This is a genomic window from Microbispora sp. NPDC088329, assembly GCF_040685655.1.
Lineage (GTDB): Bacteria > Actinomycetota > Actinomycetes > Streptosporangiales > Streptosporangiaceae > Microbispora.
This window is the reverse complement of the sequence record NZ_JBFBIP010000003.1, coordinates 567,407-582,052: the sequence shown is the minus strand read 5'-3', so window position 1 is coordinate 582,052 and position 14,646 is coordinate 567,407. Positions and strand designations below refer to the sequence as shown.

The window sequence follows — 14,646 nt, the reverse complement described above, 5'->3', positions numbered from 1 at the left end:
GATAGTGTGGGGGACGGATTGGCTGAGCTGGCGGCACCCGCCGAGATTGGTGTGAACCTGGCATGCTGGTGAGCGTGAAGGATTCCGGGGGGTTCATACGCATGGGCGGCACGGCGGACGAGCGCAGGGTTCCGGTGGCACAGTTCCGGCGGGCAGCAGGGTCCCGGGGGAACGACGATGAGTCGTGAGGACGTGACGGTCAACGCGGCCGACATCGCGCGGCTCGCCGACGTCGGCCGGGCCGCGGTGAGCAACTGGCGCAAGCGGTTCGAGGACTTTCCGCAGCCGGTCGGCGGCACGGCGAGCAGCCCGGCCTTCTCGCTCGCGGACATCGAGGCGTGGCTGCGCCGCCACGGCCGGTACGTCGAGGTCGCGCCGATCGAGCGGCTCTGGCAGCGGCTGCGGGCCAGCACCGACGACATCCGGCTGGGCGACGCCGTCGCCTACGCGGGAACACTGCTGCTGTCCCTGCGGGAGGATCCGGACGGCTGGCGTGAGCTCGACGACGACTCCCTGCTCAAGCGGCTACCCGAGGCCGCGCCCGACGGGGTCGCCGTGGACGCCGGCCTGGTCAGGGCCATCGCCGAGGTGGGCGAGGCCGAGGGCCCCGCGGCGGCCTTCCGGGGCATCTGCGACCGCTATGTCGAGCTGCATTCGCGCAGGCTGCTGGCCACGCCGCGTCCCGTCGCCGAGCTGATGGCGAGACTCGGCGGCACCGCCGGCGCGACGGTCCTCGATCCCGCCTGCGGGATCGGCACGCTGCTGCTCGCCGCCGGCGCGTCGCGCGCCCTCGGCCAGGAGCTCAACGAGAGCGCGGCGCGTCTGGCCGGGATCTGCCTGCGGTTCGCGGACGTCGCGGGCACCGTCACGGCCGGTGACTCGCTGCGGGCCGACGCCTTCCCCGGCGAGCTCGCCGACGTGGTGGTCTGCAACCCCCCGTTCAACGAGCGCGGATGGGGTTACGAGGAGCTGACCAGCGACCCGAGGTGGGAGTACGGCCTGCCGCCGCGAGGCGAGTCGGAGCTCGCCTGGGTGCAGCACTGCCTCTCTCATGTGAAACCCGGCGGCCTGGTGGTCGTCATGATGCCGGGCACCGCGGCCGCCAGGCGTCCCGGCAGGCGGATCCGGGGCAACCTGCTGCGCGCGGGGGCGCTGCGCGCGGTCATCACGCTCTCTCCGGGAGCGGCCCCCGCCTCCAGCGGCGCGCCCGACCTGTGGGTGCTGCGCCGGCCGGTGCCGGGGGACAGCCCGCCGTCCGATGTGCTGATGGTCGGGGCGGGTGACGATCTCGTCCTTGCGGACAAGGCGTGGCAGGCGTTCACCGAGGGCGCCGAGCTGCCCGCGGGCAGCGGCAGCGTCCGGATCATCGACCTCCTCGACGAGGAGGTCGACCTGACCACCGGTCATCGGGTGGTGTCGCCGGAGCAACAGGAGTCGGCGGGATACGCGGCCGTCCGGGAACGGGCCGAGGCGCTGCTGCGCGGTCTCGGCGCCGGGCTGCCCAGGCTGGTCGCCGGCGGACGCGGGGAACTGCCGATGACGACGCTCGGCGAACTCGCCCGCGCGGGCGTGGTGGCGATCATGCAGGGACCGCTCAAGATGCCCGACGAGGGTGACCTTCCGGCGCTCACCGCCAAGGACCTGCTGCTCGGCCGGGCGCCGAGCGGCCGTACGGCCGACGTGGCGGGCCAGGTGCGGATCGAGGCCGGAGACGTGGTCGCGCCGCTCATCGCGGGAAGCGGCCCGGTCCCGCGGGTGATGACGGAGTCCGGCGCGGTGCTGGGCGCCCAGCTCCTGCTCATCCGGGCCGACCCCGAGCGGCTCGACCCGCACTTCCTCGCCGGATGCCTGCGCGCGGCCGGCGGCACCTCGACGAGGCTCGGCTCCTCGATGCGCTTCGATCCCCGCCGCGCGCAGCTGCCCCGGCTCGCCGTCGAGGAGCAGCGCAGGTACGGCGAGGCGTTCCGCGGGCTGCTCGAATTCGAGGACGCGATGCGGGCGGCGCGGGAGATGAGCGAGAGCCTGGTTGCGGCCGGCTTCGACGGCCTGTTCGATGGCACCCTGCGACTCGAATGATCTGACAGTCCCGGGGAGGCGCGGGTGACCCTCATCGCCGGCAGATACAGGCTCGACCCGGCACGCGCCGGCGGGGGAGGGATGGGCGAGGTCTGGGGTGCCGTCGACGAGAGGCTGGGACGCCGGGTCGCGATCAAGTTCGTGAGGTTCCCCGGCGGTGTGCCCGACCGCGACTGGGAGGCACGCTTCCGTCACGAGGCCACGATCATGGCGAGGCTGTGTCACCCGGGCACGCCCGCCGTCCACGACGCCGGGGCCTACGACGACCCGCTGCGCGGACGGCGGCAGTTCATCGTCATGGAGTACGTCGAGGGGGCGGGGCTCGACGACGTCGTGGCCGAGACCGGGGCCCTGCCCGTGGGGTGGGTGGCGTCGATCGGCGCCCAGGTGGCCGCGGTGCTCGACGCCGCGCACGCCGGAGGGATCCTGCACCGCGATCTCAAACCGGCCAACCTGATGCTGCGCCCGGACGGCTCGGTCCAGGTGGTCGACTTCGGGCTGGCGATCATGCACGACCCCGCGCTGACGAAGCTGACCCGGACCGGTGAGATGCTCGGCACCGAGTCGTACATGTCGCCCGAGCAGGTGCGCCAGGAGGAGCCCACCGCCCGCAGCGACCTGTACGCGCTGGGCTGCGTGCTGCACGAACTGCTCACCGGGCGGACGCTGTTCACCGGCCCGACCGCCTTCAGCGTGATGCGGCAGCAGGTGAGCGTGCCGCCCGCGCCCGCGGGCCGGTGGCGTGCCGGCGTGCCGGCAGGGCTCGACGACCTGCTGCTGTCGATGCTGGCCAAGAACCCGGAGGACCGGCCGGGGAGCGCGCGGGAGGTCCACGACCGGCTCATGCCGTACCTGGCGGACACCGCGCCGCTCCCGGGGTTCACCTCGCCCGCGCCGAGCCCGGCCCGGATGTACGCCGCCGCGGCCGGCCGCACCGGCACGGACGGCGCAACGGCTCCGCCCGCGGGCGCGTCCGCCGCGCCCGCGGACGCAGCCGGAAACCGGCGCGACGGGCAGGACGGGTTCAGCCGTGGCGATCTGCGGCGCGCACGGCAGCGTGCGGACGCGCTCGTGCGCGGGTCCCGGTACGCGGAGGCGGCCGCCGTGCTCGCCGAGGCCGTCGCCCCGGCCGGCCGCGTACTCGGCGCGAACGACAGTGAGGTGCTGAGCCTCGGCGTCCACCTCGCCGACGTGCTCTTCGAGGGCGGCGACCATCTGGCGGCCGCGCAGGCGTTCCACCAGCTCGCCGCGCAACTCGGCCCCGGCGACGAGCGGGCCTTCCAGATCAGGATGCGCGAGGCGACGTGTTTGCTGCATCTCGGCGACACCGAGACGGCCCTGCGGCTGGCGCGTGACCTGCTGGCGGGTGAGCTGCGCGCCTGGCCCGGGGACGACCCGCGGACGCTGGAGCTGCGCCGGCAGGTCGGCGAGCTGGAGGTCGCCGCCGGACGGCACGAGGCGGCCCGGCGGACGCTGGACAGCCTGCTCGGCGACCTCACGGCGCTCTACGGCTCCGGCCACCCCGCCACCGAGCGGGTCCGCGAGATCCTGGCCGGCCTGTAGGCCGTCACCACAGGCGCCCGGCCAGCGCCCGCACCTCGGTGTGCAGGCCGCGCAGCTCCGCGGCGGTGGGGCTGAGCTCGTAGCCGTGGTAGTGGCAGGCGCGGCTGAGCGCGGCCCAGCACCGCGCCGCCAGCCGGGCGGTGCCGGGATCGCGGTAGCCCTTGAGGCAGACGATCTGGGCGTGCGTGTCGCAGCGCTCCAGGCCCGGCGCCGTCCTCGACCAGTAGTCGGCCAGGCACGCCTCCAAAGCCAGCCGGATGAGGAACGCGGCCGCCCTGGGCCACGTCTTGTCTCCTCTTCCGCTCAGCAGGGCGTCGGCGTCGTCGAGGAACGTGAGGCACCGGGACATCAGCGGGCCTCCCGCAGACGACGGGCCAGCCGGGTGACGTTGCCGATCGGATCCTTGCCGTGCCCACGCAGGATCTCGTGGAATCGCCGCGGATTGTGACTGCCCTGGTTGCACGCGCGGTAGACCGCGCCGGCCCAGTCGCCGAAGCGGTGGTCGAGCTGGGCGGGCACGTCCTCGCGCGGTACGCCGAGGGCGAGGGCGGCGATTTCCGCGGTCGACCGGGCGTCGGCGATGTCGCGTTCGGTCACCGTGTAGTCGACCCCCTCCGACAGCAGCCGGCGGCGGGCCGCCTCCACGAACGCCGTCTCCAGCGCCACGCGACACAGCCCCGGCAGCACCGTCTGGCCCACGTCACGGGGGAGCCGGGGGTTCAGCGCCACGCCGCGGGCCTCCCGGAGCGCGCGCTCCACCGGGTCGAGGTCGACGGCGATGTCGATCTCGGACCGTTCGCCCCGGCTGACCTCGAGGATGGTCGCCTCGATCCCCAGGCGGCGGATCGCCTGCGGCAGCCGCGTGTCGTGCGTGAAGACGATCACCTGCCGCTTCCTGGCGACCTCGTCGAGCAGCTGCGCCAGGCCGTCGACCTTCTCGGGGTCCATCGACTGGACGGGGTCGTCGATGACCAGGAAGCGGAAGGGGCTGTGGTCGACGAGGGCGCGGGGGAGGAACAGCGACAGGGCCAGCGCGTGCAGCTCGCCCTGGCTCATCACGCCGAGCGCCGCGCCGGGGATGTCGTCGACGGCCACGCTCAGCTCCGCGCGGCGCTGGTTGCCCCTGCCCTCCAGGCGGATCTCCCGCAGCGCCACGTTGCTGTGCCCGCGCATGATCTGCCAGCAGAGACGCGCCTCCTGTCCCTGTGCCGCCATCCGCTCGGCCCGCAGCGTGTCGTGCAGGTCGCGGGCCAGAGCGTCGGCCTTCTTCACCAGCGCGAGGCGCGCCTTCGCCTCCTGTCCCGCACGGGCGTCCCGGCACCAGGCGGCCAGCTCCGGTGCGACCTCCCGCCAGTCGCCGTCCATCTCGGCCAGCCGGCGGCGGGCCTCCTCTCGTACGGCCGCGCACTCGGCCGCCAGCCGCAGCCCGGCGGCCTCGAAGACGCCGGGGTCGCCGAGGGCGCGGCAGGCCGTCCACGCCTGCCAGACACCGGCCAGCCGTTCGGGCAGGCCGGGTGGCGGGTCGGCGATGAGCCTGCGCGCGGCCTCGCCCGCGTCCCGTGCCTCCCGCACGGCCGCCGTCGCGTCCGCGGCCTCCCGCCGGAGCCGGGCGACCTCCTCGGCCGCCCGCTCCGCCCAGCCCGCGCCGAGGGCGTCAGGGGTGCCGCAGGCCGGGCACGCGGGATCATCCGGGTGTCGCCGGTGGTGGGCCAGCGCGAGATCGAGCAGGTCGGCCCGCCTTCCGGCGTCCTCGGCCGCGGAGTCCCTGACGCGCTCCGCGGCGTGACGGGCGCGGCGCAGGCGCGCGGCGGCCTTCCGGACCGCCTGCTCGGCGGGCCCGGTGAGGTCCGCGAGGCGGCGCAGTGCCTCGTGCTCGGCGCCGCGCGGGCGCTCGCCCGTCACGAGCGCCTCGGCGACGGACAGATCGGGGTGGGCCTTGCTCAGCTCGGCGTGCGCGGCCGCGGCTCTCGAATCGGACACGCCCGCGAGCCGCGCGAGCAGCGGAGGAAGAGTCTTACGCGGCGTGCGTGCCGTCTTGTCGAGCGCCAGCGCCTGCTCGTGCAGGGTCGTGCAGGCCGCGGCCAGCCGCCCCAGGCCCAGGATCGCGGAGATCTTGTCGTGGATCTCCGTCGGCTTGTCGAGCGCGGTGCCCAGCTCCGCGTACGGGAGGAAAGGCCGGAAGTCCGTCAGGGCGCGTGCCAGCCCGAGAGCGGCGAGCGGCGTCTCCGGACGACCGGGACGGGTGACGGTCGCGGCCGTGGTGTCGTGCCTGTCATCGGTCCAGGTGCGTCTCACCACGCTCGGTTCGCTGTCGCCCGCGATCGCCAGCTCGACCTCGATCTCCGGTGCGACCCCCGCGTGGAGGTTGGCGAAGCCGCCGGTCCAGATCTGCGACCTGTCCCTCCACCGGGAGTTCTCACCGGTGAGCGCCGTCTCGACGGCCTCGGCGAAGCTGGACTTCCCCGAGCCGTTCCTGCCGGTGACCAGGGTGAGCCCGTTGCCGGGGGTCAGGGACAGGCGGGCGGCCCGGCCGATGCCGCGAAACCCCCGGACGGTCACGGCCCCCAGGTAGACGCCGGACACGGCCGGCGAGTCCTGGGGCGGCGCGGCGCCGAGTGCGGCGCGGACGAGTTCCGCCACCTCGGCGGGCGGCTTCACCTCCGCGAGCCGGGCCTCGACTTCCTCGTCCAAGGTGGCCGCAACGGCGGCCCGGGGGACGTCGGGCATGGGGGATCTCCTGGTGTGCGGGGGTGAGCAGGGCTGCAGGCGGGCGGCCGTGCGGATCCCGCCCGCAAGCAGTAAAGCACACCTGTGTATGCCCTTCACGTGCATACGGGAGATTACCCTGGTTTCGGACCGAAGTCCTTTATGTCCCCAGGCGTACCGGAAGGTGGGCGAGGCGCCAGGAGAACGGGAGAAACTGCCGGTCGAGATCCTGCGGCGCGACGGCCAGTTCGAGCCGGGGGTGACGGCGCAGCAGTGCGCCGAAGGCCACCTCGCCCTCCTGCCGGGCCAGCGCCGCGCCCAGGCAGTAGTGCAGGCCGTGGCCGAAGCCGACATGGACCTCCTTGTGCCCGTCGGCCTCGCGGGCGATGTCCAGACGATCGGCGTCGTTGAAGCGCCGGGGGTCGTAGTTGGCCGACACCAGCACCGCCATCACCGGCTCGCCACGGCGCACGGTCATGCCGCCGAAATCGACGTCCTCGGCGGCGTACCGGATCCGGGTGCCCTGGACGGGCCCGCACCAGCGCATCAGCTCGTGCACGGCGCGCGGCAGCAGCGCGGGATCGGCCCGCAGCGCGGCGAGCTGGTCCGGGTGGGTCAGCAGCGCGGCGGTGCCGTTGCCGATCAGGTGGGCGGTGGTCTCGTGCCCGGCGAGGACGAGGGTGAGCACCATGGTGACCATCTCGGTGTCGGTGAGCCGGTCGCCGTCCTCGTCGTGAACGCGGATCAGTCCGGTCACCAGGTCGCCCGCCGGCTCGGCCCGGCGGCGGTCGATGAGCTCCAGGATGTAGGTCACCATGTGCCGCAGCGGCTCGGCCGCCGCTCCCGGTTCGAGCGAGACCAGGGCCCTGCCCCATTCCCGCCACAGCGGGCGGTCCTCCTCCGGGATGCCGACCAGCTCGCAGATGACGGTGATCGGCAGGGGGTAGGCGAAGTGCTCGATCAGGTCCACGACGCCGTCCTCCGCGTGGCCGTGCAGCCGGTCGAGCAGGTTCTCGGTGATCTCCTCCACCCGGGGGCGCAGCTCGGCCACGCGGCGGGCCGTGAAGGCGCGGGAGACCAGCCTGCGCAGCCGAAGGTGGTCGTCGCCGTCGGCGTCGAGGACGCTGTCCAGGATGTACGCGGCGTACTCGCGCGGGATGCCGCGGGCCTCGATGAGCTCCTCGCGGATGTTGCGCACGTCGGCCCCCGGCACGTTGGCGGGGTTGTTGACGAAGCGGCGGTCGCTCAGCACGGTCTTGACGTCGTCGTATCGCGTGACGAGCCAGACCGGGGAGTTGAGGCCGGGGAAGGAGCCGCGCACCATCGGGGCCTGCTCCCGCAGCCGGGAGTAGCCCCCGAACGGATCGCGCACCAGGGCCGGGTCGAACAGGTTGACGGGCTCCGCCGTGCTGGACGTGCTCATGACCACCCCCGCGGGTTCGGCATGATGACCGGGGCTGTCAACGTACGTCAGGGCGGGCGTCGGGGCAATGGCTCCGCGCCCACCCGTCCGCGCCCACCCGTCCGCGCCCACGCGTCTGCCTGCGCTCGGCGAGGAGTGTCTGCCACCCGCCGACGGGTCAGAGCCAGCCGTTGTGGCGGGCGACCCTGACGGCCTCCATCCGGTTGCGGGTGCCGGTCTTGGTGATGCACGCCGACAGGTGGTTGCGTACGGTGCTCTCCGACAGGTGGAGGCGGCGCGAGATGTCGGCGGCGGCGGAGCCGTCGGCGGCGGCGATGAGCACCTCGCGCTCGCGCGGTGTGAGCGGGCTCGGCCCGGCGCTCAGGGCGGCCGTGGCCAGGGCGGGGTCGACCACGACCTCGCCCGCCAGCACGCGCCTGATCGCCCGGGCCAGTTCGCCGACGGGCCGGTCCTTGACCACGAATCCGCGGGCGCCCGCGTCCAGCGCCCGGCGCAGGTAACCGGGCCGTCCGAACGTCGTGACGATGACCACCACGCACTCCGGGAGGGCGGCCCGCAGGTCGGCGGTCGCGTCGAGCCCGCTGCCGCCGGGCATCTCGATGTCGAGCAGGGCCACGTCGGGCTTGGCCCGCAACGCGGCGGAAACGATCTCGCCCGCCGTGGCGACCTGCGCGACGACCTCGAAGTCGTCCTCCAGGTCGAGCAGCACGGTGAGCGCGTCGCGCATCATCGTCTGGTCCTCGGCGATCAGCACGCGGGTCACGGGCCGTCCTTCCGGTCGTCGTCGTCCACACCCGCGTGCGGGATCTCGGCGGTGAGGACGAACCCCCGCGGCAGGCGGACCGCGCTCAGCCGCCCGCCCGCCGCCGTCAGGCGCTCGCGCAGTCCGCGCAGGCCGCTGCCGTCCTCCTCGCGGGCCGGTCCGCCGGCGCCGTCGTCGCTCACCTCGACCAGCACCGGGTCGCGGTCGCGGAGGAGTGTGATGACGCAGCGCCGGGCGCCGGAGTGCCGCACCACGTTCGTGACCCCCTCCCGCACGACCCAGCTCAGCAGCATGTCGGTCTCCCACGACAGCGCGGGCCCCGACTCCTTCACCACGCAGTCGACGCCGGCCGCGGCCAGGGCCGCCCGTGCGCTGTCCAGCTCGGCGGCGAGGCTCGCGTCCCGGTATCCCGTGACCGCCTCGCGCACCTCGGTCAGCGCCTGCCGCCCGATTGCCTCGATGTCGGCGGCGTGCCGTACGGCCGCGTCCGTGTCGCGCGGGGCCAGCCGCCGTACGGCCTCGGCCTTGACGACCACCATCGAGAGCGTGTGGCCGAGCAGGTCGTGCAGGTCGCGGGAGAAGCGCAGGCGCTCGGCCGAGACGGCGGCGACGGCCAGCTTCTCCCTGGTCCGGCCGAGCTCCCCGATCACCTCGCCCATCCGGCGGAAGCCGTACGTCGTGATCCCGGCGAGCGCGGCGGTCAGGGCCGTGCCCCACAGGGCCACGTCGAGGGCACCGCCCCGGGCCAGGACGATCGCGGCGGCCGAAACGGCCGTGACGGCGACGGCCCAGGCCGCGACGCGTGTGGGCGCGACGAGCGCCACGGCGACCGCGAGCAGGGAGAACAGCGTCCGCCACTCGTCCGCCGAGGGGTAGGCGAGGTTCGCGGTGATCGCGGTCGCCGCCAGCAGCCCGGCGAACACCGGCGGCAGGGGCCGTACGGCCGGGCGGGTGCGACCGGCGGTCAGCACGGCACCCGCGAACGACAACCCCGCGGCGGCCACCAGGGTCCACGCGGGCCAGGCGGGAACTGCCGACGCCGCGGCGATGGCCGGCGCGGTCAGCAGGAGGACGGTCAGCCCGAGCGCGGGAGCGAATACCCGGCCCGGCAGCCGCGCGGGCGGCCACGGCCGGGAACGCCGCACCCCGGGCCCGCACTCGTCCGCCCGCGCCGCCGCCTCTGCCATGGCCGCCATTATGGTCGGCTTCCAATAACGGTGGACAGAGTGGAATATCGCGGTCCCGGCGGTACGAATGGCCCAGACGAAGGAGTCCGGCTCGTCCGGCGACGACGAAGCGTGCCGGCGGGCGGCCCGTGACGCGCACGGGCCGCCCGGGTACGGCTACTCTCCGACGGCCATCAGGTGCTGGGCTCGCGCACCCAGAGACGCGTCGTCGCCCGCCCAGGTGACGATGTAGTAGTACTGGCCCGTCCGGGGTGGGGTGTCGGTGAAGGCGAACGATCCATCGGCCGTGACCGTCGCCTTCGGCAGGTTCCAGCTGGGGAAGACGTTGTCGTATCTGATGGCGCGCCTCACCGTCAGCGAGGCACCCGGCGCGACGGTCTCCGCACCGTTGTCCAAAGTCCCGGTGATCCGGATCTCCTTCCCCGCGACCGCGGTGGACGGCCCGGACAGGATGATCGACGACTCATACTTCGCCAGGGTGACCGACACCCAGTCGGAGATGCTTCCCCGGTAATTCGAATCACCCTCCCAGAGCGCCCTATAGGTGACCTGCCCGCCGGTGGGAGGGATGTCGGTGACGGTGAACGTGCCGTCCTCCGCAGTGGTCACAGCGGGCAGCGTCGTCCTGGTGCCGTCGTCGGGCCGGTTACGCGTCACCACGATCGGCTGGGCGCCCGGGGCGGCGCCGCCGGGCAGCGTCAGCCGGCCGGTCAGTGTGAGCGGTTGGTACGCGGCGCCCGTGGACGGAGAGACCAGGGTGAGCGAGGTGGACGGGAGGAAGACGTCGTCCAGCCGCCACAGGTAATACCTGTCGGTGGTCATGTCGGCGATCAGGGTGACGACATCGTCGCCGCCGGCGAAGGCGACACTCGCGTTCAGACGGTTGTATGGCAATGAGGTGTAGGTGTGCGTGCTTTGCGCGCTCGCCGTGTCGTACAACATGACGCCGGAGCCGAACCCACCGGCGAGATGTTCGCCGTCCGGGCTGACGGCGACGGCGTTGGGGTACGTGCCCGGCGTTTTTGCGGCGGCGTACGTGCGGACCTTGGTCAGGCTGGTGGTGTCCCATCCGTTGTACCCGTCCTCGACCGGCACGATGACCATGGAGCCGTCCGGCGTGACGGTGAGGTCCCTCATCTGCCAGATGCGGGCGATGGTGCCGCGCAGCGTGCCGGGGGTGGTGCTCACGTCGTACACCATCAGGTCGGTTGTTCCGGCCCCCGGCGCACCCACCACCAGCGTGCTCCCGCCCGCGGCGACGCGCGGGGTGGCGTAGTAGACGCCCTCGGCGATCCCGGCCGGCTCGGGTGCCGCCGCCGACAGGTCGAGCCCCAGGACGCCGCCTTTGTCGCCCCAGCCGCACCAGTACGCGACCCACATGTGGTCGCCGGCGAGTGATGGCTTTCCGAGGCAGGAGTAGGCGGACAGGTCGATTCTCCGGAGGACGGTGAAGTCCGCGGTGTCGATTTCGACGACCGCGGCCGGATCGCTCAACGTCGCGTACAGGCGGGTGCCGTCCGGCGTGATGGCGAGGTTGTCTGTCCCGGACAGGTCGATCGGGGCGTCGGTGAGTGTGCCGCGGGCGTCCGCGATCCTGATGCGGCCCTCCGCGGACAGGAACACTCTGTCGCCATCGGCGGCCATGCCGCTGACGCCGCTGAAGGGCAGTTCCGTCAGGCGGTCGGCGGCGGACGCGGCGGGGCCCGTGGCGGTGAGCAGACCGGCGGCCACGACCATGGTGCCGCAGAGCGCGGTCAGCCGGCGGGTCAGAGGGGCGGCGGGGCCCGTGGCGGTGAGCAGACCGGCGGCCACGACCATGGTGCCGCAGAGCGCGGTCAGCCGGCGGGTCAGAGGGGCGGCGGGGCCCTCTCCCGATCGTCCCCGGTGGGGGCGTCCGCGACGGAAAAATCTCTGGCGTAAGTCGTTGATCACGATCACGATGTAGCCACACCACCACAACGTCAGTCAAGAGAATATCGAATTTATGTTCGATACATGCCTGCGGCTTGCCGGGCCGGGTCTTCGGTCACACCGAGCCGGGACCTCCGCACCTGGAGAGGTCTCCGGGGCGCGCAGCAGCCTGACGTTGGGGGTGCGTGCGATGAGACGGTGCAACGAGGAGGTCGCCGGGCTGCTGCAGGAGTACGCCGACCTGATCGCGATCACCGGGGGCGACGCGTTCAAGGTGCGGGTCTACGAGAAGGCGGCCCGGTCGGTCGGCGGGTACGGCCGGGACGTCGACGGCATGGACGTGCCGGAGCTGCGGCGGATACCGAACGTGGGCGCGTCGATCGCCGCGAAGATCGACGAGTACCTGCGGACCGGGGCGATCCACCAGCTGGAGGAGCTGCGGACGAAGATCCCGGCCGGGGTCCGCCTGCTCACGACCATCCCCACGCTCGGGCCGAAGAAGGCCATGGTGCTGTATCACGAGCGGGGCGTCGACTCGGTGGAGAGGCTGGAGCACGCGATCCACGCGGGGGCCCTGCAGGGCCTGCACGGGTTCGGGGCGAAGACCGAGGAGAACCTGCTCCACGGCATCGAGGTGATGCGCAAGACCGGCAGCCGGGTGCACATCGGGATCGCGATGGCGGTCGCCGAGGAGGTCGTCCCCGCGTTGTCGGCCGTGCCGGGCTGCGAGCGGTGCGCGTACGCGGGGTCGCTGCGCCGGATGAAGGACACGATCGGCGACGTCGACGTCCTGGCCGGTGCCGGTGACCCGGCCGCCCTGATGGTGGCCTTCACCACGCTGCCGTACGTCACCGAGGTGATCGCGCACGGCGAGACGAAGAGCTCGGTCCGCACGGCCGCGGGGCTCCAGGTCGACCTGCGGGTGGTGCCGAGGGACTCCTGGGGGGCCGCGCTGCAGTACTTCACCGGGTCGAAGGCGCACAATATCCGCACCCGGGAGATCGCCGTGCACCGCAAGCTGAAGCTGTCGGAGTACGGCGTGTTCGACGTGGCGACCGGCGAGAAGATCGCCTCGGCGGACGAGGCGGAGGTGTACGGCATGCTCGGCCTGCCGTGGATCGAGCCCGCGCTGCGCGAGGACGCCGGGGAGATCGAGGCCGCGCTGGGCGAGGGGCTGCCGAGGGTGGTGACCACGGCCGACGTGCGCGGCGACCTGCACACCCACACCGATCTGACCGACGGGCTCGCGCCACTGGAGGAGATGGTGGAGGCGGCCGCGGCGCGCGGCTACGACTACTACGCGGTGACCGACCACGCGCCCAACCTGTTCATGCAGCGGATGACCGGCGAGAAGGCGCTGGAGCAGCGCGACCGGCTCCGCCGCCTCGGCGCCGCCCGCCCCGGCATGACGCTGCTGCACGGCACCGAGCTCAACATCGGCCCGGACGGCGAGGTCGACTGGCCGCCGGAGTTCCTGGCCGGGTTCGACCTGTGCGTGGCCTCGGTGCACTCGCACTTCACCCAGCCGCCCGAGGAGATGACCCGGCGGCTGATCCGGGCCTGCGAGAACCCGTACGTGAAGATCATCGGCCATCCGACGGCCCGGATCATCGGCAGACGGGACCCGGTGGACGCCGACTGGCCGAGGGTGTTCGACGCCTGTGTCCGCACCGGGACGGCGCTGGAGATCGACGCCTTCCCCGACCGGCTCGACCTGCCCGCGGACCTCGTGCGGCGGGCGGCCGCCCGGGGCGTGCTGTTCTCGATCGACAGCGACGCGCACGCCGTGCCGCATCTCGACGTCATGCGGTACGGCGTCGGCACCGCGCAGCGGGGCTGGCTCACCCCCGAACGGGTAATCAACACCTGGCCACTCGGCCGGCTGCGGGAGTTCCTCCGGCCGCGATGAAGGGGGTTTCATGCTGACGATCGACCGGCGGCCGCTGCCCGTCGTGGGTCGCGCCCGGATGTACGTGTGCGGGATCACGCCGTACGACACCACCCACCTCGGCCACGCCAGGACGTTCGTGTGGGCCGACGCGGCGGCCCGGGTGCTGCGCAACGCCGGCGTGCCCGTCGAGGTGTGCCGCAACGTCACCGACGTGGACGACGTGCTGACCTCGGCGGCGCGCCGGGCCGGCAGCCCGTACGACAGCTTCGCCGCGGTGCAGCAGTTCCACTTCGAGCGGGACATGGCGGCGTTGCACGTGCACCCGGTGACGTACGAGCCGCGGGCGCACACGTACGTGCCGCAGGTCGTCGCGCTCGCCCGGGCTCTGATCGGCCTGGGTCACGCCTACGAGCGGGACGGCGCGGTGTACTTCCGGGGCGCGGGCGTGCGCGAGCGGGCCGGGCTCGGCGCCGAGGAGGCGGCCCGCCTGATGGCGGAGTTCGGCGACGATCCGGATGACCCGAGTAGGGACGACCCGGCGGACGTGGCGGTCTGGCGGCCGTCGGCGAAGGGGGAGCCGGGCTGGCCGAGCGAGTGGGGCGACGGGCGGCCGGGCTGGCACGCCGAGTGCGCCGCCATGGCGCTGACGACGTACGGGCCGGCCCTCGACCTGCACGCGGGCGGCGCCGACCTGCGCTTCCCGCACCACGCCTATGAGGCGGCGATGGCCGAGGCGGTGACCGGGGTGCGGCCGTTCGCCCGCGCCTGGCTGCACGTGGGGGTGGTCCGCGTGGACGGCGCCAAGATGGCCAAGTCGGCGGGCAACCTCGTCTTCACCACCGACCTGCTGCGGGACCACCCGGCGGGAGCCGTACGCCTGATGCTGCTCGGCCATCCGTGGGCGGCCGACTGGGACTACCACCCCGGCGCGCTGGAGGAAGCCGCCGCACGCCTGGAGCGGCTGCACGCGGCCGCCGGGAGGTCCGCCGCCTCGCCGGCGGGGGAGCGGGCGGCGGTGCGCGCGCTGCTGGACGACCTGGACGCCGCGACCGCCCTGGCGATCGCCGAGGAGGAGGGCGGGCAGGCCGCCCGCACGGTGATCGCGGTGCTCGCCCTCGGCTGACGG

Annotated in this window: 10 protein-coding genes; 4 read left to right on the top strand and 6 right to left on the bottom strand. The window is 73.5% G+C overall.

Annotated elements, in window-relative coordinates:
- The first annotated feature begins 177 nt into the window (after positions 1 to 177).
- Together AB0O28_RS10075 and AB0O28_RS10070 are read left to right on the top strand one after the other, a co-directional pair.
- Entirely contained in the window at positions 178 to 2,076 is a 1,899-nt protein-coding gene (locus AB0O28_RS10075) for an N-6 DNA methylase (protein ID WP_363638340.1), read from the top strand.
- 24 nt (positions 2,077 to 2,100) lie between these two features.
- Entirely contained in the window at positions 2,101 to 3,639 is a 1,539-nt protein-coding gene (locus tag AB0O28_RS10070; RefSeq protein ID WP_363638338.1) for a serine/threonine-protein kinase, read from the top strand.
- A gap of 4 nt (positions 3,640 to 3,643) precedes the next feature.
- Here the strand turns inward: AB0O28_RS10070 and AB0O28_RS10065 are convergent, their stop codons facing one another.
- The 6 genes from AB0O28_RS10065 to AB0O28_RS10040 all read right to left on the bottom strand — a co-directional run bounded on the left by AB0O28_RS10065 (position 3,644) and on the right by AB0O28_RS10040 (position 11,530).
- Complete coding sequence (locus tag AB0O28_RS10065; protein WP_363638336.1) at positions 3,644 to 3,988, bottom strand: hypothetical protein; 345 nt, start codon at positions 3,986 to 3,988, stop codon at positions 3,644 to 3,646.
- Positions 3,988 to 6,366, bottom strand: a complete 2,379-nt coding sequence (locus tag AB0O28_RS10060; RefSeq protein WP_363638334.1) for an AAA family ATPase — start codon at positions 6,364 to 6,366, stop codon at positions 3,988 to 3,990. Before AB0O28_RS10060 ends, AB0O28_RS10065 begins: the two co-directional genes overlap by 1 nt.
- A gap of 139 nt (positions 6,367 to 6,505) precedes the next feature.
- Positions 6,506 to 7,768, bottom strand: a complete 1,263-nt coding sequence (locus AB0O28_RS10055; RefSeq protein WP_363638332.1) for a cytochrome P450 — start codon at positions 7,766 to 7,768, stop codon at positions 6,506 to 6,508.
- A 157-nt stretch (positions 7,769 to 7,925) separates the two neighbouring features.
- Complete coding sequence (locus AB0O28_RS10050) at positions 7,926 to 8,531, bottom strand: response regulator transcription factor (protein WP_363638330.1); 606 nt, start codon at positions 8,529 to 8,531, stop codon at positions 7,926 to 7,928.
- Positions 8,528 to 9,718: a sensor histidine kinase gene (locus AB0O28_RS10045; RefSeq protein ID WP_363638328.1), complete on the bottom strand. Its 1,191-nt coding sequence runs from the start codon at positions 9,716 to 9,718 to the stop codon at positions 8,528 to 8,530. The genes AB0O28_RS10050 and AB0O28_RS10045 overlap by 4 nt, the downstream gene beginning before the upstream one ends.
- 156 nt (positions 9,719 to 9,874) lie before the next feature.
- Entirely contained in the window at positions 9,875 to 11,530 is a 1,656-nt protein-coding gene (locus AB0O28_RS10040; protein ID WP_363638326.1) for a hypothetical protein, read from the bottom strand.
- Between the two features lie 289 nt (positions 11,531 to 11,819).
- On the opposite strand from AB0O28_RS10040, the gene polX reads away from it, so the two are divergent.
- Complete coding sequence (gene polX / locus AB0O28_RS10035; RefSeq protein ID WP_363638324.1) at positions 11,820 to 13,538, top strand: DNA polymerase/3'-5' exonuclease PolX; 1,719 nt, start codon at positions 11,820 to 11,822, stop codon at positions 13,536 to 13,538.
- 10 nt (positions 13,539 to 13,548) lie between these two features.
- On the top strand, positions 13,549 to 14,643 hold the full coding sequence (locus AB0O28_RS10030; RefSeq protein WP_363638322.1) for a class I tRNA ligase family protein: 1,095 nt from the start codon (positions 13,549 to 13,551) through the stop codon (positions 14,641 to 14,643).
- The last annotated feature ends 3 nt before the right edge of the window (positions 14,644 to 14,646 follow it).